Origin of the sequence: Actinoalloteichus hoggarensis (assembly GCF_002234535.1) — a bacterium.
Lineage (GTDB): Bacteria > Actinomycetota > Actinomycetes > Mycobacteriales > Pseudonocardiaceae > Actinoalloteichus_A > Actinoalloteichus_A hoggarensis.
The window spans coordinates 163,556-187,519 of record NZ_CP022521.1; the positions used below are offsets into that span (position 1 = coordinate 163,556).

21 protein-coding genes and 4 tRNA genes are annotated in these 23,964 nt (G+C 70.6%); 19 read left to right on the forward strand and 6 right to left on the reverse strand.

The window, feature by feature from the left end:
• Positions 1-43 precede the first annotated feature (43 nt).
• The gene (locus AHOG_RS00700) at positions 44-1,030 is read right to left on the reverse strand and encodes an NAD(P)H-quinone oxidoreductase (RefSeq protein ID WP_093939639.1); all 987 of its coding nucleotides are present in this window, start codon (positions 1,028-1,030) and stop codon (positions 44-46) included.
• A gap of 102 nt (positions 1,031-1,132) precedes the next feature.
• On the opposite strand from AHOG_RS00700, the gene AHOG_RS00705 reads away from it, so the two are divergent.
• The 6 genes from AHOG_RS00705 to AHOG_RS00730 all read left to right on the forward strand — a co-directional run bounded on the left by AHOG_RS00705 (position 1,133) and on the right by AHOG_RS00730 (position 7,193).
• Positions 1,133-1,798 (forward strand): GNAT family N-acetyltransferase, encoded by a 666-nt coding sequence (locus AHOG_RS00705; RefSeq protein ID WP_093939640.1) that lies wholly within the window; start codon positions 1,133-1,135, stop codon positions 1,796-1,798.
• Positions 1,799-1,927: 129 nt separating this feature from the next.
• Entirely contained in the window at positions 1,928-3,445 is a 1,518-nt protein-coding gene (locus AHOG_RS00710; RefSeq protein WP_093939641.1) for a M28 family peptidase, read from the forward strand.
• 496 nt (positions 3,446-3,941) lie between these two features.
• The gene (locus tag AHOG_RS00715; protein WP_093944028.1) at positions 3,942-5,090 is read left to right on the forward strand and encodes an endonuclease/exonuclease/phosphatase family protein; all 1,149 of its coding nucleotides are present in this window, start codon (positions 3,942-3,944) and stop codon (positions 5,088-5,090) included.
• 538 nt (positions 5,091-5,628) lie between these two features.
• Positions 5,629-6,096: a MarR family winged helix-turn-helix transcriptional regulator gene (locus AHOG_RS00720; protein ID WP_093939642.1), complete on the forward strand. Its 468-nt coding sequence runs from the start codon at positions 5,629-5,631 to the stop codon at positions 6,094-6,096.
• 28 nt (positions 6,097-6,124) lie between these two features.
• Positions 6,125-6,209 (forward strand) — tRNA-Ser (locus AHOG_RS00725).
• Positions 6,210-6,971: 762 nt separating this feature from the next.
• Positions 6,972-7,193, forward strand: a complete 222-nt coding sequence (locus AHOG_RS00730; RefSeq protein ID WP_093939643.1) for a DUF2188 domain-containing protein — start codon at positions 6,972-6,974, stop codon at positions 7,191-7,193.
• A 248-nt stretch (positions 7,194-7,441) separates the two neighbouring features.
• Here the strand turns inward: AHOG_RS00730 and AHOG_RS00735 are convergent, their stop codons facing one another.
• On the reverse strand, positions 7,442-8,197 hold the full coding sequence (locus AHOG_RS00735; protein ID WP_093939644.1) for a M23 family metallopeptidase: 756 nt from the start codon (positions 8,195-8,197) through the stop codon (positions 7,442-7,444).
• 575 nt (positions 8,198-8,772) lie between these two features.
• On the opposite strand from AHOG_RS00735, the gene AHOG_RS00740 reads away from it, so the two are divergent.
• The gene (locus AHOG_RS00740) at positions 8,773-10,017 is read left to right on the forward strand and encodes an alpha/beta hydrolase (RefSeq protein ID WP_169725791.1); all 1,245 of its coding nucleotides are present in this window, start codon (positions 8,773-8,775) and stop codon (positions 10,015-10,017) included.
• 133 nt (positions 10,018-10,150) lie between these two features.
• On the opposite strand, the gene AHOG_RS00745 is transcribed toward AHOG_RS00740, so the two are convergent.
• The gene (locus tag AHOG_RS00745) at positions 10,151-10,450 is read right to left on the reverse strand and encodes a hypothetical protein (protein WP_093939646.1); all 300 of its coding nucleotides are present in this window, start codon (positions 10,448-10,450) and stop codon (positions 10,151-10,153) included.
• A 133-nt stretch (positions 10,451-10,583) separates the two neighbouring features.
• A complete protein-coding gene (gene hisC / locus AHOG_RS00750; protein WP_093939647.1) occupies positions 10,584-11,651 on the reverse strand; it encodes a histidinol-phosphate transaminase in 1,068 nt (355 codons plus the stop codon).
• Positions 11,652-11,956: 305 nt separating this feature from the next.
• On the opposite strand from hisC, the gene AHOG_RS00755 reads away from it, so the two are divergent.
• The 7 genes from AHOG_RS00755 (at position 11,957) to AHOG_RS00785 (ending at position 18,878) form a co-directional block, all read left to right on the forward strand.
• Positions 11,957-12,661: a dienelactone hydrolase family protein gene (locus AHOG_RS00755; RefSeq protein ID WP_093939648.1), complete on the forward strand. Its 705-nt coding sequence runs from the start codon at positions 11,957-11,959 to the stop codon at positions 12,659-12,661.
• A 90-nt stretch (positions 12,662-12,751) separates the two neighbouring features.
• Positions 12,752-14,833 carry an acetoacetate--CoA ligase gene (locus tag AHOG_RS00760; RefSeq protein ID WP_093939649.1) on the forward strand — a complete coding sequence of 694 codons (2,082 nt, stop codon included), beginning with the start codon at positions 12,752-12,754 and terminating at the stop codon, positions 14,831-14,833.
• A gap of 67 nt (positions 14,834-14,900) precedes the next feature.
• A tRNA-Ser gene (locus tag AHOG_RS00765) sits at positions 14,901-14,991 on the forward strand.
• A 37-nt stretch (positions 14,992-15,028) separates the two neighbouring features.
• Positions 15,029-15,101, forward strand: a tRNA-Arg gene (locus AHOG_RS00770).
• 1,269 nt (positions 15,102-16,370) lie between these two features.
• Entirely contained in the window at positions 16,371-17,621 is a 1,251-nt protein-coding gene (locus AHOG_RS00775) for a thioester domain-containing protein (RefSeq protein WP_169725792.1), read from the forward strand.
• 415 nt (positions 17,622-18,036) lie between these two features.
• Positions 18,037-18,210 (forward strand): antitoxin, encoded by a 174-nt coding sequence (locus tag AHOG_RS00780; RefSeq protein WP_093944029.1) that lies wholly within the window; start codon positions 18,037-18,039, stop codon positions 18,208-18,210.
• Complete coding sequence (locus AHOG_RS00785; RefSeq protein WP_157736562.1) at positions 18,207-18,878, forward strand: putative glycolipid-binding domain-containing protein; 672 nt, start codon at positions 18,207-18,209, stop codon at positions 18,876-18,878. Before AHOG_RS00780 ends, AHOG_RS00785 begins: the two co-directional genes overlap by 4 nt.
• Before the next feature lie 522 nt (positions 18,879-19,400).
• Here the strand turns inward: AHOG_RS00785 and AHOG_RS00790 are convergent.
• Together AHOG_RS00790 and AHOG_RS00800 are read right to left on the reverse strand one after the other, a co-directional pair.
• Positions 19,401-19,619, reverse strand: coding sequence for a hypothetical protein (locus tag AHOG_RS00790; RefSeq protein ID WP_093939652.1), 219 nt, complete (start codon positions 19,617-19,619; stop codon positions 19,401-19,403).
• A gap of 706 nt (positions 19,620-20,325) precedes the next feature.
• Positions 20,326-21,312 carry a prephenate dehydrogenase gene (locus AHOG_RS00800; protein WP_221439156.1) on the reverse strand — a complete coding sequence of 329 codons (987 nt, stop codon included), beginning with the start codon at positions 21,310-21,312 and terminating at the stop codon, positions 20,326-20,328.
• Positions 21,313-21,556: 244 nt separating this feature from the next.
• On the opposite strand from AHOG_RS00800, the gene AHOG_RS00805 reads away from it, so the two are divergent.
• From AHOG_RS00805 to AHOG_RS00825, 5 genes are all read left to right on the forward strand, one after another.
• Positions 21,557-22,045: a tRNA adenosine deaminase-associated protein gene (locus AHOG_RS00805; protein ID WP_093939655.1), complete on the forward strand. Its 489-nt coding sequence runs from the start codon at positions 21,557-21,559 to the stop codon at positions 22,043-22,045.
• Between the two features lie 7 nt (positions 22,046-22,052).
• A complete protein-coding gene (locus AHOG_RS00810; protein ID WP_093939656.1) occupies positions 22,053-22,523 on the forward strand; it encodes a nucleoside deaminase in 471 nt (156 codons plus the stop codon).
• Between the two features lie 112 nt (positions 22,524-22,635).
• Entirely contained in the window at positions 22,636-22,851 is a 216-nt protein-coding gene (locus AHOG_RS00815) for a CsbD family protein (RefSeq protein WP_093939657.1), read from the forward strand.
• Between the two features lie 200 nt (positions 22,852-23,051).
• Complete coding sequence (locus tag AHOG_RS00820; protein WP_093944030.1) at positions 23,052-23,678, forward strand: RNA polymerase sigma factor; 627 nt, start codon at positions 23,052-23,054, stop codon at positions 23,676-23,678.
• 67 nt (positions 23,679-23,745) lie between these two features.
• Positions 23,746-23,832: transfer RNA gene (locus AHOG_RS00825), tRNA-Ser, on the forward strand.
• Positions 23,833-23,964: the final 132 nt, after the last annotated feature.

The window sequence follows — 23,964 nt, forward strand, 5'->3', positions numbered from 1 at the left end:
CGGCCGAGTCCGCCGACGACCGGAGGTCGTGATCGGGCGCGGCTCAGCGGACCAGCAGCAGCTTGCCGACCACGCCGCCGGACTCCAGCAGCTCGTGGGCACGGCCCGCCTCGGTCAGGGGCACGCGATCCTGCACGATCGGCCGAATCCTCCCGTCCTCCACCATCGGCCACAGCCGCTCGACGACGTCCGCGACGATCACGGCCTTGCTGCTCGGGCCGGACACCGGACGGGACCGCAGCCCCGTCGCGCTGATGCTCAGCCGCTTGGGCAGCAGCGCGGAGAGATCCAGCTCCGCCTTGCGTCCGCCCTGCATTCCGATGACGACCAGACGACCGTCCGCCGCGAGGACGTCGATGTTGCGGCTCAGGTACTTCGCGCCCATGTTGTCCAAGACGACGTCCGCGCCGTGCCCGGCGGTGGCGCGACGCACTTCGGCGACGAAGTCCTCCCGGCGATGATCGATCGCGACATCCGCCCCGAGCTCCCGGCAGCGCGCCACCCGGTCTGGGGAGCCCGCCGTCACCGCGACCGTCGCACCGAGTGCCTTGCCGAGCTGGATCGCGAAGGTGCCGATGCCGCTCGCCCCGCCGTGCACCAGCAGCACGTCCTCGGCCGTCAGCCTGCCGACGCCGACCACGTTGGACCACACGGTGCAGGCGACCTCCGGCAGGCCCGCCGCGGTGACCAGGTCGACGCCGCGTGGCACCGGCATCACCTGGGACGCAGGCACCGCCACCCGTTCGGCGTAGCCGCCGCCTGCCAGCAGCGCGCAGACCTCGTCGCCCACCCGCCAGTCGGTCACGTTCGAGCCGAGCGCGCTGATCACCCCGGAGCACTCCAGACCCGGAATGGGGGTGGTGCCGGGCGGCGGATCGTAGAGGCCCTGTCGTTGCATCAGATCGGCTCTGTTGACTGCGCTCGCCGTGACATCGATGACGACCTCGCCCGCCGCGGGGCTCGGATCGGGGTGGTCGACCCATTCCAGCATGTCGGGGCCGCCTGGCTCCCGGATGACGATCGCTCGCATCCCACGACGCTAGCTGCTGCGGCCGGGTTGAAGCGGTCCGACGCTCGCCGGGCCCGGAAACGACGTCGAGGAATCGGGGTACTCGCGGGATGATCCGTCCTCATGAGTCCTGATCCGTGGCCGCTGCGGGATCTCGTGCTGCGCACGCCCCGTCTGGAGTTGCGCCCTGACGACGACGCCGGACTGCTCGAACTCGTCGCCGAAGCCGAGGCCGGCATCCACCCGCCCTCGGAGATGCCGTTCCGCGAGGCGTGGACCGACATCCCGACCGACCGATTCGGTCGATCGATCCTGCAGTTCCACTGGTCGCAACGGGCCGCGCTTCGGCCGGAGCAGTGGCGACTGAACTTCCTGGTCAGACGAGAGGGCCGGGTCATCGGCACCCAGGGCCTCGCCGCCGACGACCTGGCCGTGCTGCACACCGTGGCCACCGGCTCCTGGCTGGGAGCCCGCAGCCAGGGCCAGGGTTACGGCACGGAGATGCGGGCCGCCGTGCTGATGTTCGCCTTCGATCACCTCGGCGCCCGTCGGGCGAGGTCCGCGGTCGTCGACGGCAACCCGAGGTCGCTCGCCGTCAGTCGCAGGCTCGGCTACCTGCCGGACGGAACGGAGGAGTTCGTGCTTCGAGGGGACCGGAGCACCGAGCAGCGGCTGCTGCTCACCGCCGAGCGGTTTCAGGTGTCGCGGCCCGGGTGGACGACGGAGGTCGAGGGATTCGCGGGGTGCGCGGCGGTTCTCGGGGTGCGGACACGGCGCGATCACCCTTGACTCGCTCAGATCCACCGACGAAGGTGACCAGCGGTGGCCGATCCGTTCTACGAGCGTGACCTCCGACGGAGCGGTCGCCGTCCACTGCTCGTCGCACAGCCGTGTCGGCCACACTGAGGGGAATCGTCTATGTCGGTCACCAGAAGCGGCGCCAGACCCGCCGCCGTCGTCCTCGCCGCGTGCGTCGGCCTCGGGCTCGTGGGCTCGCCCGCCGTCGCGGACCCGCAGGAGGCCTTCGCGGTGCGCTCGCTGCCGCAGGACGTGGCGAACGCGGTCGAGCTGACCGGGGTCAATCGCCACCTGATCGCCCTACAGCGCATCGCCGAGCAGAACGGCGGCACCAGGGCGGACGGCGAACCCGGTTACGACGCCAGCATCGACTACGTGGTCGGCAGGCTGCGGGCCGCGGGCTACGACGTGAGCACGCCCGAGTTCGACTACGAGCTCTTCGTCGCCTCGACGGAACGCCTCGCCGTGGCGGGCGAGAGTGTGGACCTGGAGGCGCTGGAGTTCACCCCGAGCACGGCCGAGGGCGGTCTCACCGCGCCGCTGGCGGTGCTCCCGGCGGGCTCGGAGCTCGGCTGCGCCCCGGAGGACTACGCGGGCGTCGACGCCGAGGGCAGCGTCCTGCTGATTCGTCGCGGTGAATGCGACTTCGCGTTGAAGGCGCGGCTCGCCTCCGAGGCGGGTGCGGCCGCGGCGTTGATCGCCAACAATGTCGATGGTGCGCTGAGCGGCACGCTCGGGGACCCGTCGTTGGCGACCATCCCCACCGGCGGAGTGACCCGCGCCGACGGCGACGCCCTGTGGTCTCAGGCGGGCGCTGACGTCGAGTTGGAGCTGATCGCGGGCTTCGAGACCAGGACCAGCCGCAACGTCATCGCGCAGACCCGCACCGGCCGCACCGACAACGTGGTGGTCGCCGGGGCCCACCTCGACTCGGTGTACGCGGGCATCAACGACAACGGCACCGGATCGGCCGCCCTGCTGGAGACGGCCGTCCAGCTCGGGGGCGCGCCGGACGTCGACAACGCGGTGCGGTTCGCCTGGTGGGGCGCCGAGGAACTCGGTCTGCACGGCTCCACGCAGTACGTCCGTTCGCTGGACTTCGAGCAGCAGTTGGACATCGCGCTGTACCTGAACTTCGACATGATCGGCTCGCCGAACGCCGGCTACTTCGTCCTCGACGGCGACGGTTCCGAGGGGCTGTCCGCCCCGGGTCCGTACGGATCGGCGCAGATCGAGCAGGCCTTCGTCGACTACTTCGCCGAGGGCGGCATCGAGACGGAGGGCGCGGACTTCAGCGGGCGGTCCGACTACGCCGAGTTCATCGCGGTCGGCATCCCCTCGGGTGGTCTGTTCACCGGTGCCGAGGGACTCAAGACCGAGGAGCAGGCGGAGAAGTGGGGCGGCGTCGCGGGCGAGGCCTACGACCCGAACTACCACTTCCCCGCCGACGACCTCGGCAACGTCGACCGGGTGGCTCTGGAGCGCAACGCCAAGGCCGTTGCCTACGTGACCACGGCGTACGGCGAGAGCACCGAGACGGTGAACGGGGTGCCGCCGCGTGCGAAGCGGGCCGAGATACGGGCGACGACGCGCGTGGCGTCGGCGTCGGCGCACCGCGCCGACCTGGTCGCGAGCTGAGGCCGTCGGCCTCGTCACCGCGCGCGGCGGCGTGAGTCGGGCGCGGCGTCTAAGAGGCCTGCGCGGCTGATCACGGCTCGGCACCGAGCGATCTGTTCGACTCGGTGCCGAGCCGGCTCCCGGTGATCGGGCCGTTCCGCGGCCGCGACGCTCAGCCGGATTCGGCGGCCCTGGCATGACCGATCCCGCCGTGTCCGGTCCAACACCGATCGAGTGCCGGGGAGCACATCGATCGTTCACCTCCATGTTTTCCGGGCGTCGCGTCGTTCTGCCAGGGTCAGGCCGCGACCGGACCAGGTCGGCTGCCACTCGGTCGGGTGATCGAGGGGTGGGTGGAACGAGTACGGGAGCGGCTGTGAGTCTCCGAGTCAGGCGCGGTGCGGCGGGGTCTGCGGCGATACTCGGTGCCGTGGCGATCAGCATCGGAGCGGCCGCCGGCGGCGCGACCGCCGTGGCGTCGACGGCGTCACCCGCGACGGGCCCGGACACGAGCACCATGGCGGTCGACGGCGCCGCCCGCCCCGCGCTGCCCGGCGCGACGCGCTTCGCGACCTTCAACGCCTCGCTGAACCGGGCAGCCGACGGGGATCTGCTCGCGGACCTCAGCGCCCCCGATGATCCGCAGGCCGCCCAGATCGCCGAGGTCATCCAGCGGAACCGCCCCGACGTCGTGCTGCTCAACGAGTTCGACCACGTCGAGGGCGGCGCGGCCGTCGAGGCCTTCCAGCGGAACTATCTGGCCGTCGGCCGGCGGGGCGCGCGCGGAATCGAATATCCGTACGCCTACACCGCGCCGGTGAACACCGGGGTGCCCAGTGGTTTCGACCTCAATCGGGACGGGGAGATCGGCGGGCCGGACGACGCGCTCGGGTTCGGCGCGTTCCCCGGGCAGTACGGCATGGTCGTCCTGTCGCGCCATCCCATCGACCTGGACGCGGTGCGCACCTTCCAGCATTTCCGGTGGCGGGACATGCCCGGCGCGCTGCTGCCTGACGACGTCGAGACGCCGGAGCCCGGCGACTGGTATTCGCCCGAGGCGCTGGACGTCCTGCCGCTGTCCTCGAAGTCGCACTGGGACGTGCCGATCCGCATCGGCTCACAGACCGTGCACTTCCTGGTCTCTCACCCCACCCCCCCGGCCTTCGACGGCCCCGAACGGCGGAATCGGCTGCGTAATCACGACGAGATCCGGTTCTGGGCGGACTACGTCACGCCTGGCCGCGGCGATTACGCCTACGACGACGAGGGCGGCCGCGGCGGACTGCCCGCCGGGGCACGTTTCGTGGTGGCGGGCGACCAGAACGCCGATCCGATGGACGGAGACGGCGAGCCAGGCGCGATCGCACAGCTCTTGGCCGCACCCACCCTGATCGACCCGTGGCCGGGCAGCCTCGGCGCGATCCGCGCGTCCTGGGAGCAGGGCGGCGCGAACCGGGAGCATCGCGGCCTCTCGTGGTTCGACACCGCCGACTTCGCCGACGAGGGCCCGGGCAACCTGCGGGTCGACTACGTGCTGCCCTCCCGGCGTCTCGTTCCGGTCGGCAGCGGGGTGTTCTGGCCCGTGCCGGAATCCGCCCTCAGCAGGCTCAACTCCGCTTCCGACCACCACCTCGTCTGGGTCGACGTGCTGACGGGCCTCGGCTGAGCCGACACCGCGTCCTGACACACGCCGCCCGGCGGGCGATCGACGACGGCATAGGCGCCCGCCCGCAGCCTGCTGGGCAGGCCGTTCGACGCCTCTCGACGCTACGCCGGCCGGGTGAACCTTTAGGGGCGGTGGCGGCCGAGGACACGAGCGCCGTCCGACCGCGCCGGCGCGAGCCCGCAGGCAATCGACGGCCGCGGCCTGCCGTCCGCGGTGCCGCCTTCCACGGCGCGTGGAGCGCGTGGGACGGGGGGCACCGGCGCCAGCTGTGCTGGTCCGGCCCGTCTGACGGGAGTCATCGGGTCGGCCGGACCGGTGTGCTCGGACACCGTCGCGGCGGTGAGCCGGTTGATCGGGGGCGACACCGTCCTGGGCACGACGACGGGAGCACCGTCGCGTCGGCCTGCTCCATTCGTTGCGATCCGTACCCTCTACCCGCACCGGACATGTGCGGAGAGTAGTTGAACGGTGACTGTGTGCGGAGGCGGCGGGTCGTGTCCTCGGCCGGAACCAATAACCTGGGGTGGTGACAACTGGAATGCGGGTCGAGCCGAAATGGCTCGACGACGATGAGATGCGGGCCTGGCGGAACTACGTCGTCGGCAGCTCCCTGTTGGAATACCACCTGCATCGAGAGCTGCAGGACGCACACGACCTGGCCCTGGCCGACTACGAGATCCTGGTCCGTCTCTCCGAACGTGACGATCGCCGGATGCGGATGAGCGAACTCGCCGCCGAGGTGGCCTCGTCGAAGAGCCGGGTGTCCCATCAGATCTCACGCCTTCAGCACGCGGGCCTGGTCCATCGGATCGAATGCCCCAGCGACGGCCGGGGCGTCTTCGCCGTGCTCACCGAGCGCGGACACGACGTCTTGACCAGGGCCGCCCCCACCCATGTCGACGGCGTCCGCAGGCATCTGATCGACCTGCTCGACGGCGAGGAACAGGCCGTCCTCGGCCGAGTGTTCGAGCGCGTCACGCAACGGCTGGGCGGGGAACGGAGCTGAGCGGGCATTGACTACTCTGCAGCACAGAGGAAGCGTGGCAGAGCGGCCGAATGCACCCGCCTTGAAAGCGGGAGACCTTCACGGGTCCGGGGGTTCAAATCCCTCCGCTTCCGCAGCGCTGACCAGCGTAGACCGGGCGGACGCTCCGCGAGGGGAGCACCCGCCCGGCCCAGGCGGTCTCAGACGTAGTCTCATTCCGCCCAGAGCGCGCGGGAGCCGGCCCGCGAAGTTCGCGACGGATGTCGGACGTGACGTGCCGGCGACGAGCTGCGCGAGAGGCATCGGTCCGCGGCTGTGGGGTCGGCGACCGGCCGGACATGAGCGGCGCCGTCGTAGCGTGACGACGAGCATCGTGCCTGCCGGCGTTCTTCATCCGGCCGCGATCGCCGCAGGCGGATCTCACTGGGCCGCGACGCGACCCGCCGGTTTTCGCCCGACTGTCCCGGGCCGCTCCGGCCCTCACGGGGGCGGCGATCTCGATCGCTTCCCGCAGGCTTCAGGAGCCTTGCGGGAGCCTCGCCGGGCCGGCCACGCGCAGCCGACGCCTCTTCCGGTGCGGTGTCCTCTCTGGCTGGGCAGTGCCCACCTCGTCGCGTGCGAGCGCGGCAGCCGCCACACCGACCTGGCGTGACGGCGGAACGTCCCCACGGCGCGTCGGGGTCCTCGGCGTTGCTCTCGGAAGCTGTCGTCATCGCGCGTCCGCCCAGGCCGGCCTCGGTCTCCGCGCACCGTGCCCGGGCTGAGAACCGCTGGCGAGCGAGGCCCGCCGGGCGCCGACCCGCTCCGTCGTCGGTTAGTCCGACGGCGGGCTGGGGTAGGCCGGTGGTTGCCGGTCACGACCACGCCCGGCACTGACGCGAGAGGAGCGTGACGACATGGCTCGACGGAGGCGATACGGCGTCGTCCCGCACGGCGGGGACTGGAGGGTCACCCGCGCGGGCAGGGTGCTGTCCAACCACCATCTCAAGTCGAGGGCGGTGGACGAGGGCGTCCGGGCGGCGCGAGCCGACCGCGACAGTCAGCTGGTGATCCGACGCCGTGACGGAACCTTCCAGGACAACCGCACCTTCGACGCCCCGCGACGTTCGCACGGCTGACCGAGACGCCGCCTGGCGGCAGCGGTCCCGGACGCCCACCGAAGTGCGGCCCCGGAGACGCCGCCGACGGGGCCACGGCCTGCGCCGAGCCCCGGCCGCGTCCTCGGTCGACGTCGACAAGGTTCGCTGCGGGGCTCCTTCCGAGGTCGTCGGATGTCGTCGGGTGGGGCTCGGGTGTCGGAGACGCCGACGCGCCCGCCAGGGCAACCTGGCGGGCGCGTGGGGTGTGTGGCCGGGTCGGGCGGTTCTTACTGGAGGGTGATGCCGCGCTCGGCGAGCCAGGGCTGGGGATCGATCTTCTGGCCGCCGACCTGGACCTCGAAGTGCAGATGCGGGCCGGTGGACTGACCACGATTACCGATCGTGGCGATCTGATCGCCCGCGGCGACCTTCTGTCCGACCGCGGCGGTGAACGACTCCACATGCCCGTAGACGGTGATCGTGCCGTCAGGGGCCTGGACCCGAACCCACTGACCGAACCCGGTCGCCGGACCCGCGTTGATCACCGTGCCCTCGGTCGCCGCGACCACCGGCGTCCCGATCACGTTCGCGATATCGACACCATAATGCGTCGTACCCCAACGACCACCGAACCCAGAGGTGAACGTACCCTCCGCCGGCTTCACGAAGTCCGGACGCGCCGCCGCCTCCGCCGCCGCGGCCTCCTCCGCCGCGAGGCGATCGGCCTCCGCCTTGGTCTCGTTCACCAACGACGTCAACCCACGCGCGGGATTGTCATAGAACGCAGGCAACACCGACCCGGCACCCTCCTGGACCTCCACGAAGTTCTCCGGCGTGTCACCCTCGGCGGCACCAGCCACCAACGGCTGACCACCCACCAGGAACGCACCCGCCAACACCGACGCCACCACAGCCTTACCCACACCACGACGGGAGGAACGGGCGCTACGGGGAGCCTCAGCGGTGGTGCCGGCAACGGCACCGGCGGACCGGGAAGCGGGCCTGGCGTCGGTGTTGGTGAACAGCTCGGTGAAACGAAGCATGGACGAACTCTCCTCAACCATCTCGGGGGAAGAAGACGGCCACAGTCACCAGACAACCGAGCGGGGGGACATCGGCTGCACCCGCACCACACACACAGGGAAACGGGAACCTTCAACCACGTGACCAGACCGTGACGAACACCAGCGAAGGTAACCACCCCCCGCCACCGCTCCCACCCTCTGTGACCCACCACCCCACCCAGCCACCACCACCAGCCCGAAACTCCACAGACCGTCACCACTCCCCACCAACCCCGTCCCCAGACCCCGAACACCTCCGACGAACCACCACCCCCTAAACCACGACCACGACCACGACGACGACCACGGCGCCGTATACCTCGGAAGCCCCTCGGACCACTGACGTATCAGGACTTGCACCCAGAGCGACGATCGCGCGGCGACGCCGCGGAACCCCGATCGATCACGGCCCGCCCAGGCGGCTTCGGAGCCCCGGACGGCCGCCCGGGCTCCGTACTCCGATCACATCGATCGCGCCCGTAAGGCGCACCCGGGGCTCGCGATCCGGATCGTCCCGGATGTCGCGGGGCTCGCCGGTGATCTTGACTGGGAGCATGAGAATTCACCGTGCACGCCGCACCGGCGTACGGACGGCGGTGCTGCTGCCCGCTCTCCTGGCCGGTACGGCGCTGCTGGCACCCGCCGCGGCCGGGGCGAGTCCCACCGGGGATGTCTCCGGCGGCGCCACGCACGCGGACCGGATCGCGTTGTCGATACCCGCGCCGACCGGAGACTTCGCGATCGGCGCGACGGAACTGCACGTGGTCGACGAGAGCAGGACGGACCCTTGGGCACCCGAGGTCCCCTACCGAGAGCTGATGATCAGCGTCTGGTACCCGACCGAGGCCGACGGGGAGCCCACCACGCCCTGGATGCCGCCGAACTCCGCGGCGCGCCTCTTGGCGGACGTCGAGGAGAGCACCGGACTGCCGATGGACGACGTCCTGCTGCCCGAGACACACGGGCAGCTCGGTGTCCCCGCCGCGGCGCAGGCAGGCGGCCGTCCGGTGGTGCTCTACTCGCCGGGGTCTGGGCTGCCGAGGGCCGTGGGCACGGCCGTCGTCCAGGATCTCGTCAGTCACGGCTACGTCGTCGTCACCGTGGACCACACCTACAACACGAGGCACGTCGAGTTCCCCGGCGGTCGGGTCGTCTCCGCCCTCGACCTCGGGGACGACTTCGGCGCGCAGGCCTCGGTGCACGCCGAGGACCTGAGCTTCGTCGTGGACGTGCTGACCGAGATCGCCGAGGACGGCACCTCCGACGCGGTGCGTCACGGGACGCCGCCCGCAGGGCTCGGCGTGGCGCTCGGCCTCGGCGACCTCGGGGTGCTGGGGCATTCCCTCGGCGGTTCGGCGGCGGCCGTGGCGCTACAGGACGACACGAGGTTCGACGCGGCGATGTCCTTCGACGGGCCGGTGTACTCACCGGTGCCCGAGACGGGCTTCGACCAGCCCTTCCTGCTGTTCACCCAGCGGATCTTCGAGGTACCGGTCTGGTGGGAGTCGTGGGACGAGTTGTGGCCCAACCTGCGCGGAGAGGCCTGGCAGCTGGACCTCGTGGGCGCCAGCCACAACTCCTTCACCGACTATCAATTCCTCTACCCGCAGATCGAGGCCGCCTTCGGACTGCCCGCCGAGAGCTTCCGGCAGCAGATCGGCACGGTCGACCCGGCGGTCTCCTTCGCCGCACAGCAGGACTACGCGCGTGCGTTCTTCGATGAACAGCTGAAGGGCGTTCCCGACCCGCTCCTGGACGGTCCGTCGCCAGAGCATCCGCAGGTCGAGTTCCTGCGCTGACCCGGACGACGTCGACGACCTCACGTCCGGTGCGCCACTCACCGTGAATCTTCAAGGAAGAGACGCCGGAGGGCGGGCGGGAGGATCCGCGCCCGCCCTCCGGCGGAGTCGATGCACCTCGCGGCGCGTGGGACTAGTCCGACGACTGGTCCCGCAGCGCGAAGTTCAGTTCGCCGTCGACGTCCTTGTGCGCATCGAGCAGTTTGTCGTCGAGGATGTCCGCGGCGCGGGCATCGAGGAACACCGAGGCGCCTGCCTGGGCCGGCACCGTCTGATCCCCTTCCTCCGCCGAGGCGACGAGCGCGAGTTCGAGAGCGGTCTCGGTCGCGGTCTCCTGGCTCGCCGTGATCCGGAGTCCGCCGTCTTCGGGCGCTCCGTGGTCGGCGAGCAGCGTGCGGATGGTCTCCGCAGCCGTGTCCGTGACGGTGAGCATGATCAGCTCCTTTCGACAGAAACACTGTTCTGCCTCTGGGTCGCGTCAGTCCCACCGTAGCCGCTATGGGCTCGGCAGCCGTCGCACGCGGGTCGGGCCGCGTGGCGGGTGATACGGGCGTGGCCCCGCGTGCTCAGCTGAGGAAGGATCGGGCGGCGGTGAGGAAGGCGTCATTCTCCTCAGGAGTACCGATGGTCACGCGGGCCCCGTCGGCGGCGAAGGCGCGGACGACGATCTTGTGCGTCAGGCAGTGCGCGTTGAAGGCCTCGGTGCGGTCGCCGAGGGGGAGCCAGACGAAGTTCGCCTGCGTGTCCGGCACGGCATAGCCCGCCTCGACGAGGGCTGTGCGCACACGCTCCCGCTCGGCCACGAGGTCGGCGCAACGGGCCATGAGCAGGTCATGGGACCGCAGGGAGGCGATGGCCGCGGCCTGGGCAGGCGCGTTGACGCTGAAGGGGACGTAGACCTTGCGCAGCGCCTCCGCGATCGTGCCGGTGGCATAGCAGTAGCCGACGCGCAGCCCCGCCAGGCCGTAGGCCTTCGAGAACGTCCGGAGCACCGCGATGTTGTGCCTGCCCTTGGCGAAGCGCTCCTCGGCGAGCCGGATGCCGTCGGGCACGTCCGGGTCCGTGACGAACTCACGGTAGGCCTCGTCGAGCACCACGAGGGTGTCCTCGGGCACTCGGTCCAGGAACTCCTCCAGCTCCGCCCGACGTACGGCGGTGCCGGTGGGATTGTTCGGGTTGCAGAGGAAGACCAGCCGGGTGGCGGGGGTGATCGCCGCCGCCATGGCGCGGAGGTCGAGTCCGAGGTGCTCATCGAGTGGGACGCGAACCTGGCGCGCGCCGACGACGTGGGACAGCACCGGATAGGCCTCGAAGGAGCGCCAGCCGAAGAGCACCTCGTCGTCGCGCGTGCAGGTGGCCTGCACGAGCTGTTGGCAGAGACTCACCGAGCCGCATCCGATGGCGAGCTGCGGGGCGGGGACGTCGAGGAACGAGGACAGCTCCGTGATGAGCGCCGAGCCGAAGTTGTCGGGGTATCGGTTGATCTCGACCGTCGCGGTCGCGACGGCCTCGGCGACGCTGGGCAGCGGCCCGTGCGGCACCTCGTTGCTGGCAAGTTTCACCGCGCCGGGGATGCTGCGACCGGGCACATAGCCGGGAAGCTGCTCCAGGTCGGCGCGAATGCGCACGGTCATGGCGGACTCCTCGCTTCGAACTCCCGGCGTCTGCGGCGCCCACGCTGCCGGACACGGTCGGCGGGCGGGACGGCTACCGAGATGAGGTTAGCTCTTTCGTGTCGCGTAATAACCCGGTCGGCCGTCCTTCGCCGGTGTCGGCTCGACTTGTTCGGCCGTTTTGCGGCCTTTCTGTCGTGACGGTACGACCGCGTGCACTGAGCGTGTTCGCAATGGTGACTCGGGGTCGATATCGCGAGGCGAGAACCGGTCCGTTCCGTTGGTCACGTTGACGAATGTTCACCCCCGCGTGATTGGCTGAGGCCATGACGCAGACGCGGATCGAGACCATCGCGCTGACCGACGGCAGTGACATGCGAGTCACCGTCGCGGAACCGGAGGACACGCTGCGTGGCGGCCTCGTCCTGTTGCATGAATCCTCCGGCGATGACGAGCGGCTGGATGGGCTCGTCTCGGCGCTGGCCGTGGAGGGCTGGCTGACCGTCGCGCCGCATCTGACGCCGTCGCCGGTCGGGCGGCCGGTCACCGAAGCGCCGCAGCCCGAACCCGACGGCGCTCCCGAGGCGGCCGGTTCCGGCCAGCCGGTGCTCGGCGACGTCGACGCCGTGTCGGTCTGGCTCGTGGACAAGGGCGTGCAGGCGGATCAGATCGGGCTTCTGGGCTTCGGGTTCGGCGGAGTGGCCGCCTTCACCGTCGCCGCGACCCGATCGGTGGGCGCCGCGGTCAGCGTCGGCGCAGGCGGCATCATCGAGCCGATCGCGCCGGGGATGACCCCGTTGGCCGATCTGGCCGCCGAACTGAGCTGCCCGTGGCTGGGCATCTACGGCGATCAGGACACGGACATCCCCGCCGACCACGTCGCGAAGCTCCGCGAGGCCGCCTCCGGCGCTCAGGTCGCCATCGACGTGGTCAGCTACGGAGACGCCGGACATCGGTTCGACGCCGATCAGGAGGTCGCCGCCGAGGCGTGGCAGCGCACCTTGAACTGGTTCGACGCTCACCTGCGCTGACCCGTTCGCGAATCGACGAACGTTGCGCATCCCGCTGTCGCGGCGGAAGGATCTTGGCGGATCAGCGAACATCGGCTAGGACGGTTGACTATGGCGGCAGACGAGGTCGAACCGAGGGTGTTGTGGCAGCCGGACGCGCAGCGGACGGCGGACAGCACCATGGCCGAGTTCCGGCGGTGGCTGGCGGCCGAGTGGGACCGGCGAGGTGACGGCGGACCGGCTCCCTCGGGGCCTGATGCGTTGTACCGCTGGTCGGTGACGGACCTGGCAGGCTTCTGGGGCGCGGTGGCGGACTTCTTCGAGGTGAGCTTCCACGAGCGGCCCTCGGACGTCCTGGCCGACGCGACCATGCCGGGCACCCGGTGGTTCCCCGGTGCCACCGTCAACTACGCCGAGCACGCCCTGCGGCGGGGTCCGGGTCGACAGAACAACGACCTGGCGCTCGTGGAGGCGCGTGAGGACGGGCGGGTCGAGCGTTACACCTTCGGCGAGCTGCGCATTCATGTCGCCGCCATTCGGGCCTATCTGGTCGACCTCGGCGTGCGTCGCGGCGATCGAGTGGTCGGGCTGCTGCCGAACTCGGCTCATGCGGTGGTCGCCTTCCTGGCCTGCGCGAGCCTCGGTGTGATCTGGTCGTCCTGTTCGCCGGACTTCGGCGTCCGAGCCGTCGCGGATCGATTCCAGCAGATCGAGCCGGTGGTCCTGATCACCGTGGACGGGTACGAGTACGGCGGCAGAGGGTTCGACATCCGTCCGACGGTCGATCGGCTGCGCGCCGAGATTCCAAGCCTCCGCGGGACGCTGCTGATCCGACGTCTCGACCCGGACGCCGTCCTGCCGGACCGACCGCATCCCGTGCTCGACTGGTCCGAGGCCCTGCAGCGTTACTGGGGTACGCGCCCTCGGTTCGATCCGGTGCCCTTCGATCACCCGCTGTGGGTGCTCTACTCCTCGGGGACCACCGGCCTGCCCAAGGGCATCGTGCACGGGCACGGCGGCATCCTCCTGGAACATCTCAAGGCCCTCGGCCTGCACGCCGACCTCCGGCCGGGGGAGCGGTTCCTCTGGTACACCACCACCGGCTGGATGATGTGGAACTTCCTGGTCTCCGGTCTGCTCGTCGGCGCCACGGTCGTGCTTTACGACGGCAGCCCCGCGCATCCCGACACCGCCCGGCTCTGGGAGCTGGCCCAGCGGCATCGGATCTCCTACCTGGGCACGTCCGCGGGCTACCTCCAGGCGTGCCTGAAGCAGGACGTCCACCCGGCGGCGGGGCGCGATCTGAGCAGGCTGCGCGCGGTCGGCTCGACCGGTGCGCCGCTGTCGGCGGCGGGCTTCGACTGGGTGGCACGGGAACTGGGTCCGAGGGTGCAGCTCGCGAGCGTGTCCGGCGGGACCGATCTGTGTACGGCCTTCATCGGTGCCTGGCCGGATCGTCCGGTGTGGCTGGGCGAGCTGTCCGGCCCCATGCTCGGCGCCGCCGTCGAGTCCTTCGACGAGGTGGGCAGGCCGGTGGCGGACGAGGTGGGTGAGCTGGTCCTCACCAGGCCGATGCCCTCGATGCCGGTGGCCTTCTGGAACGACCCGGACGGCGCACGGCTCTCCGCCGCCTATTTCGAGGACTTCCCCGGCGTGTGGCGGCATGGCGATTGGATTCGGATCACCGCCCGGGGGTCCTGCGTGATCTACGGGCGCAGCGACTCGACGCTGAACCGCGGCGGCGTCCGGATGGGCACCGCCGAGTTCTACCGGATCGCCGAGCAGGACGAGGGCGTGCTCGACTCGTTGGTCATCGACACCAGTGGTGCGGGGGAGCCGGAGGGCAGGCTGCTGTGCTTCCTGGTGCTCGCCCCGGAGGCCGTCGAGGAGGACGTGGCGGCCCGACTGCGAGTCGAGCTGCGTCGGGAGCTCTCGCCTCGGCACGTTCCGGATCTCTTCGTCGTCGTCCCCGCCGTTCCTCGAACGCTCAACGGCAAGAAGTGCGAGGTGCCGGTGAAGAAGATCCTCGCGGGGACGCCCGTCGAGCACGCGGTGAGCCGGGACGCACTGGCCAACCCCGAGGCGTTGGAGCCCTTCGTGCGGATGGCGAACCGGTCTGGTGAGACATCGACGCAGGTGGAGGCGTCGACACCGTCGCAGGCGCTGCCCTTCCCACCGCCGAGGGCGCGATAAGGGGGTACCGCTTTGCTTCTTCCCCCAGGGGCTGTGTACTGTATGCCCAGACGCCAACGAGGTCCCGGGAGGCTTCGCCTAGTCTGGTCTATGGCGCCGCACTGCTAATGCGGTTGGGGGTTTAAGCCCCCTCCCGGGTTCAAATCCCGGAGCCTCCGCGCTGGTGGTCGAACCTGACCGCCGACAACTGAACATGCGCCCGTAGCTCAACGGATAGAGCATCTGACTACGGATCAGAAGGTTTGGGGTTCGAATCCCTACGGGCGCGCGTCTGGTTGAGACAGCAGCAAGCCCCCACCGATTCGTCGGTGGGGGCTTCTTGCTGTCTGGCGGTTCGCGGTGCGGGCGGCGTCGAACCGGCTGTCCCGGCATGTTCGCCGTGTGCCGTGTGCCGTGTGCCTGAGCCGTCTGGACCCGGTTTCCTCGATGGTGGTCCGCGAGTCGGGACGCCGATCTCGCCGTTGTGTCCGACGTCACCGATGTCGTGTCGGTCGACGATCCGACGGCCCGGCACGGATGCTCGACCGGAAGCCCGCGATGTCCGGGCCTCGCCGTCGCGCCGCATTCACGGCATCCGACGAAATGAGATCAGGACCACCCGCCCGCTCGGTCGTTCCCGGCGCACCGTCGTGTGCGCGGCGTCACCGACCCGCCCGCGTTTCGATGCGGGCGGACTCGGGTGACGGCGGCGGAGTGACGATGGCGGCGAACGGGACTGTCGAGTGGATCGATCGGGGTCGTTGATCGGAGTTCGAATAGCTTGGCCTGCTGCTCCGGTCAGCCGAGTCGCCGTTATTCGTCTACTTCGGATGGTGTGTATCCGAAGTCGGGGGAATCCTTCTAGCTGACCATCGCCAGGGTGACGATCGGCGGGGAACCGATCTTCGTCACAGGACGGGAAGGCTGGTCCGCCGAAGGTGTGGCGTGGATCTGTAACGTCGGCTCGATCGGCGGCCTCGGCCACGCGTGCGAGCGCCCCGTGGACGACGGTCCCGCGACAGACCCGTCACGGCGGCGACCTGGCGATGTCGTGGTGAACAGCGGTGGTCCATCCGGTGATGAGCGGTGGTCGCGGTCGCCGGGGCGCCCCGGTGCGCCGTCGGAGGCGACGCCGCGCGGACCCGGCATTCGCCGGTGATCGTCGATAGCGGCGAGAATGTTTCAGCCAAGGCATCGTATTTATCAGGTCGTTATCATTTGGTCGCCCCATTCGAGCTTGTGCCGCGGTGGTGCTTTCGGCTCGTCGACATCGGCGGTAACCGGCTGCGACGGTTTGCCATCGGACGCCCGACGTCAGCCACCCCCGTTCAGCGCCGAATTCGGGTGGGAAGTAAAGTCCGCGTGTCACTCGAATGTGGACGGCGATCCACGCCCGCTCCGTCTCGCGATCCGGCGAGAGTCCGTGGTTCTCACACCAGGTGGACATCGGCTTGTCGAAGTCGGTGTCGGGATGCGATGTCGCGGTCCGAAGACGAGGACGCTCCGCCGGCGGTCGGCGGTTTCTGGACCGGACCCAGGTCCAGGCGAAAGGAGAGATATGGGAATCCGGATGCGTGTCGCGCAGGCGGGTGCGGCCCTCCTCGGCGCCGCGGCCATTCTGGCGACCACCGCGCTGCCTGCGTTCGCAGCCACTCGCGGCGAGCTTCTTCCCGCGCCCAATCCCGATCCCGACCGTGGAACTCGGGTGAGCCTGGAGGAAGGCGGCGACCAGGTCACGCGGCTGCTGAGCCTCGGCCTCGACGATGGCACGGTCCTGCGTACCTACTGCGTGGAGCTCACCGTCGGTGCACGGACCGGCGCCCCGATGATCGAGGTGCCCTGGGACCAGTACCCGACCGTGGACGGCGCCACGTTCGACGAGAACCGGGAGAACGTGCTGTGGATTCTCCAGCACTCCTTCCCGAGTGTCGCCGTGGACGCCCTCAACGAGGAACTGGGCACCGACCTCGACCAGCAGGAGGCCATCGGCGGCACGCAGGCCGCGATCTGGCACTACAGCAACGGCGCTCAGCTCGACGATGACAACGCCGACGATGTCATCGCGCTGTTCGACTACCTGACCGGCGACGAGAACGTCGGGATCGGCGAGCAGCCCAGCCCCACCCTCCAGTTCGCCCCCGCCGAGGTGCAGGGCGAGGCCGGCGGTCTGGTCGGCCCGTTCTCCCTGGAGACCACCGCCGACACGGTCGAGCTGGCCGTGGACGCGCCCGAGGGTGTGCAGCTCGTCAGCAAGAACGGTGACGCGGAGCCGGTCGCGATCCTGGACGGCGACGTCTCGACCGCCGACCTCGGCGAGCTCTTCCTCGACGTCCCGGCGGACGTCGCCGAGGGCAGCGCCACCATCACCGCGCACGCCACCGCCACCGTCAACGCCGGTCGGCTGTTCATCGGCGACGAGTCCGCCAACTGGAGCGGGGTGCGGCACGAGACCGCACGTCGCGAGATGCGGACCCAGTCGCTGATCGTCGCGGAGTCCAAGCCGACCGCGCTCGACAGCCAGGCGACGGCCTCGTGGGTCGAGGGCGCTCCCCCCACCGAGACCACCCCGCCGGAGGGGACCACCACGCCGCCCACCCCGACCGAGTCCACCCCGACCCCGTCCGAGCCGGCGCCGAGCACCACCACGCCGCCGACCACGGAGACCGACGTGGAGGACGTGAACGAACAGGACGACCTCGCCGACACCGGCGCGTCGATCTGGCTGCCGGTCATCATCGGCGTGGTGCTCATCGGCGGCGGCGCAGGCGCCCTGCTGATGATGCGTCGCAAGAAGACCGGCGAGGTCTGAGTCCGGCTCAGGCCGTACCGGTGAAGTCCAGAGCCGGTCGCCGCATCGATTCAACCGAGTGATCCGGGGCCGCTCCTCCATCCGGAGGGGCGGCCCCGTCGCGTTGTCTGCTCACTCCTCAGTGGCGTTCTGTCGAGGCTGTCGACTCACGGTGATTACCCACTTCGGTGAGCGTCCACTGCGCAGCCGAGCGCTCTGCGTCATTCGGAGTAGCGTCGGCCGGGTGTCCTGGTCGGCCGCAGGCGGTATCAGGACGCGCGCCCTGGTCACCGATGGTTCAGCTTGATACCGGCTCGCTTTCGGTGGCCTTCATTCGTATAGGTGGAGGGCACAGGATTCGGGTACTCTCCGGCTCCAGAGCCACGCGCTCCGCCTGTGACAGCCCGGCGACGGGCCGGAAAGAGGAGGGGTGTTCATGGGCTTGGACGACATGAAGAAGAAGGCGCAGGAACTCGGCGAACAGCACGGCGACAAGCTGCGTGAGGGTGCCGACAAGGCGGGCGAGTCCGCGAAGGACAAGCTGGGCCACGAAGAACAGGTCGACAAGGCCGTCGACAAGGGCAAGGACTACATCCCGGGTGGAGAGTGAACATTCCTGACACGACGGAGCGGGCCCCCGGGGAGCGTGGGGCCCGCTCGGCCGAGGCCGTTCCGGCTGCCCCGTCCGCGCGGATGCTGACCTGGCAGGGCGTCGACGGCGGCCGATTGGAATCCGCGCGCGTGCTGCGCAGCGGACGGCGGCTGCGCGCGCTGGGGCAGATCATCGCCGCGGCCGCCGACGCCGCTCCCGCGATGACCGTCTCCTACGAGCTGCACCTGGACGACCAGGGCGGCGTGCGGCGCCTGCTGGTGCACTCCGTCACCGCCGACGAGGAGCGCCACCTGTCCATCAGCCACTCTCACGAGGGGATCTGGCTGATCGACCGGGGTGACAACCTCGCGGCAGGCGAGCAGCGGGTCGAGCGGACGGAGCTGAACGGCGCCGTCGACATCGAGCTGGCGGGCTCGGCGCTCTTCGCCACGATGCCGATCAACCGGTTGGGTCTGCGTACCGAGATCGGGGCACGTGACGTGCCGATGGCCCTCGTCAGCCTCCCCGATCTGGCGGTGGAGCCGGTGACGCGGCGCTACGAACTCGTCCGCGCCGACGACACGGCGACGATCGTGGCCTTCACCTCGGGCGCGGAGACGGTCGAACTCACCGTGGACGCCGACGGCTTCGTTCTGGACCACCCCGGCCTGGCCCGCCGGATCTGACCGCCTTCCCCGTTCGTCGAGCGGCGGCCGGCTGGGCTCGGGTCCATGCCGCGCGGCGGCTCGCGCGGATCGGGGATACGGGGTGGCAGGCGATCGGCCCCGGAGCGGCCCGGCCGCCGACGATCGATCCCTCGCAGCCTCGAGTGGGTCAGGGCTCGACGGCGATCGCGATGCCTGGGCGGTCGCGAGGCACGCGGTCTGGATACCCGGCCCGCCGCCTGCCTGACGGTGCCGACAGAGGTCGACGACGCGCGACATCGAGGAGCCGAGCGGAGGCCCGCAGGCAGGTACCCCGCCGTGCGCGCCGATCCGCCGCATCGGTCGTCTCCGTGGTGGAGCGATGTCCGGCGGCGCCCGCACCGGCACACCATCGCGACCGCCTCGTCGATCTTCCGGGGCACCACGTCGTCGACGGTGACGTCGAGCCGGGTGAGAAGCCTGCACGCCGCCGAGATCGCGGCGAGCGGGGGCGACCGTGCGCGGATCGCCCGCCCCGCGATCCGGCTGGTGCGTCCCGCCCCGTCATCCGGTGAGTCTGAGCCGGGCGATCGGACCGGCCTCGACCTCGCCTGCCGTCCGGCCGTGCACCGCGGCGCGCAGGATCAGCGTGTCATGCGGATGATTCGAGACGTCCACGGTGATGTCGTGCAGACCGCCGACCATCGGCCCGTCCTCGTGCGCGGGGACCCGGAGGAGCACGTCGTCGTCGGCCAGCACGTCGAAGCCCGTGGCCGACAGCACCTGATCGATCCGCCCGCCAGGGTGATGCCCGTCGACGAAGCGTGATCAACAGTGCGCCCGGGGCACCGACGCCTCGGACGCCCGCACGGCGATCGGCCCGCCGTCGCCGCGCACCCTGGCGGAGATCACGGGCAGCACGGGTGTGGTCGGTGCCGCCTACGACAACGGATGTGCCTCGGCAGGTTCCGCCGACGGCTCCGACCACACGCGAACCCGGCCCGTCGGCGCCACGGCACCACCGGCCCCGCCGGCCGTGAGGCCTGCCGGCTTCGCCCGTAGCGCCGGCATCGGCGGGTCGGCCCGTATCCAGGCTCGTCCCGGTTCGGTCGACGGGCTCCTCCCCAGCCGGTACGGCCGCGCCGTCGAGGAGCAGCCTCACGCCGTTCGCCATCGGTAGCGTGCTGACGAACTCCGCGCGGTGTGCCGCGGCGAGCGGGTGGCGACTGCTCTCGATCGGAAGCGGCGGCGCGGCGGCCGGAGCGGCATGGTCGGTCGATGGCCGACCGACTCGGCCTGCTCGGCGATCAGCGGATCGGTGATCTCCCACGTCGGCGCGGACACGGCATCCACCTGGTCGCGCAGCAGGAAGACGGCACCGCCCAGCATCGGCAGGGCCGCGATGGGCAGCAGGGCCGCGGGGCGTGGACGCCTCAGGCCACCGGATCTCGTCGATCGCGGCGGGGACGGAGTCGCCTCGAGGGCTCGGTCAGTCGCGGCGGGGCAGGGTTCCGTGCAGCACGTCGCCGCGAATGGTGTGGATCCGCCCGCCGGCCTCGCCGATGGCACGCAGTTCGGCGGGCGCGTCGGGATCGAGGAACTGAAGACGGAACTCGCCCGTCGGCAGCGTCTTCGATTCGGTCCACCGCATGCGGGACAGGTTCCCGTGGTTGATGGTGGCGGCCAGCGATCCGGTCGTGGCCAGTGATCCACGTGCGACGCCGAGCCTGCCCAGCGCGTCGTCGATGGCGGCGAGCAGCTCGTCGCGGTTGCCCTCACACATCGCCTGAACCAGCGCGGGTCTGCTGCCCGCCACTCGGGTGCCGTCGGAGAAGGACCCCGCCGCGAGGCTCATCGCGAGTCCGCCGCCACCGCTGCCCACCGAGGCGAGCACGGCGGCCAGAACGTGGGGAAGATGCGAGATGCGAGCGACGGCGGCGTCGTGTTCGCGGGCGGACGCCGCCACGACCTCGGCGCCGCAGGCGAGTGCGAGGCGGGCCGTCCGCAGCCAGTGGGCACGGTCGGTGTCGTCCTCGGTCACCAGCAGCCAGGGCGCGTCGCGGAAGAGCTCAGCCGAGCCGCCCGCCCAGCCGGACGTCGAGCTGCCCGCCATCGGATGACCGCCGACGTAGCGTGCCTCGGGCAGCCTCGTGGTGATGCTCGCCGCCACCGGCCCCTTGACGCTGATCACGTCGGTCAGGCCGCAGTGCGGTGCGAATCGGGCGATCTGGCGCAGGACGCTGTCGAGCGCGGTCAGCGGGACCGCGATGACCAGGAGGGCGTCGTCGGAGGCAGCCCGGCGCAGCGCCTCGTCGACGTCGGCCGCGACGTCGTGACCTGCACCGCGGGCCGCGTCGGCGTCGGCGGTCGAGGCGGTCGCCCCGTAGGCCTGCCAACCCGCTGCCGCGGCGGCGCGCAGCACCGACCCGCCGATCAATCCGAGTCCGATCACACACACCGCGGGCACGCCGGTCATCCTCCCCCGTTCGCGGGCATTGTGTGAAGGGAACCCGCATTCCATGCGGACGAGTGACCGCCGTCCAGCCGCCGCGGCCGGGCCGGTTCGACCGGACACGCAGGCCCAGGCCTGCGGTTCTCGCAGGTGACGGGCCTGGCGGCCCGCCATGTCCCCGGTCGCGTTCCCTGGGCGTGGTCCCCGTCCGGGTTGTCTCACAGCGATGGTGCTTTCGTGTGACGCCGGGTGGGCATACCGTGGTGTCATGTCGGTGCAGGAGCCGATCCAGGGCACCGCCGTGGCGGTGCTTCGGGAAGACGGCCAATGGCGGTGCATCCGGATGCCCGAGTCGGCCCTGCTCGACCTGGACACGGCGATCACGGAACTGCGCAACACCCGGTCGACGGGGGCGGCGTTCGCGCTGTTGAACGTCGACGACGAGTTCTTCGTCCTGTTGCGGCCCGCACCCGGCGGCGTGTCGATGCTGCTCTCGGATGCCACCGCCGCCCTCGACTACGACATCGCGGCGGACGTCCTGGACCTGCTTCGGATCGAGCTGCCGGACGAGGACGAGGACGAACTCTGGCCCGAGGGCGATCTGGGGATCCTGGCGGACCTGGGATTGTCCGACGCCGAGTTGACGGTGATCGTCGAGGAGGACGTCTACCCCGACGAGCAGTTGATGATGATCGCGCAACGCTGTGGCTTCGCGGCGCCGCTCGCCACCGTGTTGGAGCATCGGGAGAGTGTCTGACCTCTATGTGCGCGAGTCCGACCGAGCGCTGATCCGACGAGCCGTCGCCGAGGCGGCAGGCGCGATCGAGACCGGTGACGTCCCCATCGGAGCGGTGGTGGTGGATGGACAGGGCGCCTTGCTGGCGGCGGCGCACAACCGGCGGGAGGCGGCGGGCGACCCCACGGCGCATGCGGAGATCCTCGCCCTGCGGGCCGCGGCGACGGCGCACGGCGACGGCTGGCGGCTGACCGGCTGCACGCTGGCGGTCACCGTCGAGCCGTGTGCGATGTGTGCGGGCGCGGTCGTCGCGGCGCGAATCGACCGGCTGGTCTTCGGCGCCTGGGAGCCGAGGACGGGCGCGGTCGGATCGTTGTGGGACGTGGTGCGCGACCGCAGGCTCAATCACCGCCCCGAGGTGGTCGGCGGGGTGCTCGAGTCGGAGTGCGCCGCACTGTTGGATCGGTTCTTCCTCGGCCGCCGCCGCCCGCGTGAGTGACGAACCTCACAGATTTGTGACGCTGCTGCGCGGGTTGGGCACCCCGTGGACATGAGGGCGGGCGTCACCCGACGCGGAGCCTTCTCGCCGATGAGAGCGAAGGAGTCACCCGATGGGCGTGTTCGACAAGGCCAAGCACCAGGCTCAGGAAGTCGCGGGCAAGGCGAAGGAGGCCTTGGGCCGCGCCACTGACAACGAGGACATGGAGAACGCGGGGACGCGGGACAGGTTGGAGAGCCAGGCCAAGCAGGCCGGTCAGGATGTCAAGGACAAGGCCGCCGGAGCGGTCGACGACATCAAGGGCAAGTTCGACGGCGGCAACCGCTGAGGCGTCGGCACGGTGAGCGCCCGTCGGCGTATCCCGAGGGTTCGGCCGGAAAGTCGCTTCGCGGGCAGCTGAACCGTCGCTGAACGCGAAAGTCGCTCGGTATCTCGCCCGGCGGGGGCGCCCCGACGCTGCCACCATGAGGCCCGTCCCACGACGGTGGGGCGGGCCTTCCTGTGCGCGACCTCGGGGGTGTGGCGAAGATGGCCGAGCATCGGGACGTCGAGGTGGCCCGACCGGTTGCCCGCGGTGCGGTCGATCCGGCGGACGACGACCTGCCTGCCTCGGCTCGCGAGCGGTCGCCGCTCACCGACGCGGACTTCGCGAAGCTGCTGCGCAGACATTCCGGCCAGGTGTTCGGTGTCGCGCTGCGGATGCTCGGTGATCGTGCCGAGGCCGAGGACGTGACCCAGGACGTGTTCCTGATCTGCTGGCGAAAGCTCTCCGCTCTGCTGGAGCCCGAGGCGATCGGCGGCTGGCTGTTCCGCGTCACGCAACGGCAGTGTCTCCAGATTCTGCGGCTGCGCCGTCGACGACGCACCGAGCCCTACGCCGAGGTTCCCGAGCAGGACGTCGTCTTCTGGCCGGGCGGCGGTCACTGCTGGGCGCAGCCGGAACGGACGGCCGAGGCGAGCGCCCAGCTCCGTGACCTCGGCGGTGCGGTGGGCACGCTGTCCTCGCCGCAGCGGGCGGTGTGGCTGCTCATCGACGTCGACGGTGCCTCGCACTCGGAGACCGCGCGACTGCTCGACCTCGACGAACGGGCCGTTCGGGGCAGGCTCTGCCGGGCGCGGAGTCGGCTGGCCGACGCCTTGCGGGCATGGCGCTGACCGTGGCGCGGCCGGTTGGCGGCCCCCCCGTGCCGGCCGCGGTGGGTCGTTCGCTATTCTGGCGCACGGTAGCGTGTCCGAGCGGCCTAAGGAGCGCGCCTCGAAAGCGCGTGAGGGTTTACCCCCTCCGTGGGTTCAAATCCCACCGCTACCGCGCAGGATGCAGACCGAACGCCGGGTGAGTCGATCATGACTCGCCCGGCGTTCGTCGTCGAGAGGGGCCTGTGGGAGACCCGTCGGTCGCGGGGCCGTCCGAGTCCCGACGCGCCGTCGGAGTCTCGATCGG

Bases quoted from the DNA above. Each gene is read 5' to 3' on its own strand.
- AHOG_RS00700 (WP_093939639.1), bottom strand. From the start codon at position 1,030: ATGCGAGCGATCGTCATCCGGGAGCCAGGCGGCCCCGACATGCTGGAA.
- AHOG_RS00705 (WP_093939640.1), top strand. From the start codon at position 1,133: ATGAGTCCTGATCCGTGGCCGCTGCGGGATCTCGTGCTGCGCACGCCC.
- AHOG_RS00710 (WP_093939641.1), top strand. From the start codon at position 1,928: ATGTCGGTCACCAGAAGCGGCGCCAGACCCGCCGCCGTCGTCCTCGCC.
- AHOG_RS00715 (WP_093944028.1), top strand. From the start codon at position 3,942: ATGGCGGTCGACGGCGCCGCCCGCCCCGCGCTGCCCGGCGCGACGCGC.
- AHOG_RS00720 (WP_093939642.1), top strand. From the start codon at position 5,629: ATGCGGGTCGAGCCGAAATGGCTCGACGACGATGAGATGCGGGCCTGG.
- AHOG_RS00730 (WP_093939643.1), top strand. From the start codon at position 6,972: ATGGCTCGACGGAGGCGATACGGCGTCGTCCCGCACGGCGGGGACTGG.
- AHOG_RS00735 (WP_093939644.1), bottom strand. From the start codon at position 8,197: ATGCTTCGTTTCACCGAGCTGTTCACCAACACCGACGCCAGGCCCGCT.
- AHOG_RS00740 (WP_169725791.1), top strand. From the start codon at position 8,773: ATGAGAATTCACCGTGCACGCCGCACCGGCGTACGGACGGCGGTGCTG.
- AHOG_RS00745 (WP_093939646.1), bottom strand. From the start codon at position 10,450: ATGCTCACCGTCACGGACACGGCTGCGGAGACCATCCGCACGCTGCTC.
- hisC (WP_093939647.1), bottom strand. From the start codon at position 11,651: ATGACCGTGCGCATTCGCGCCGACCTGGAGCAGCTTCCCGGCTATGTG.
- AHOG_RS00755 (WP_093939648.1), top strand. From the start codon at position 11,957: ATGACGCAGACGCGGATCGAGACCATCGCGCTGACCGACGGCAGTGAC.
- AHOG_RS00760 (WP_093939649.1), top strand. From the start codon at position 12,752: ATGGCGGCAGACGAGGTCGAACCGAGGGTGTTGTGGCAGCCGGACGCG.
- AHOG_RS00775 (WP_169725792.1), top strand. From the start codon at position 16,371: ATGGGAATCCGGATGCGTGTCGCGCAGGCGGGTGCGGCCCTCCTCGGC.
- AHOG_RS00780 (WP_093944029.1), top strand. From the start codon at position 18,037: ATGGGCTTGGACGACATGAAGAAGAAGGCGCAGGAACTCGGCGAACAG.
- AHOG_RS00800 (WP_221439156.1), bottom strand. From the start codon at position 21,312: ATGACCGGCGTGCCCGCGGTGTGTGTGATCGGACTCGGATTGATCGGC.
- AHOG_RS00805 (WP_093939655.1), top strand. From the start codon at position 21,557: ATGTCGGTGCAGGAGCCGATCCAGGGCACCGCCGTGGCGGTGCTTCGG.
- AHOG_RS00815 (WP_093939657.1), top strand. From the start codon at position 22,636: ATGGGCGTGTTCGACAAGGCCAAGCACCAGGCTCAGGAAGTCGCGGGC.
- AHOG_RS00820 (WP_093944030.1), top strand. From the start codon at position 23,052: ATGGCCGAGCATCGGGACGTCGAGGTGGCCCGACCGGTTGCCCGCGGT.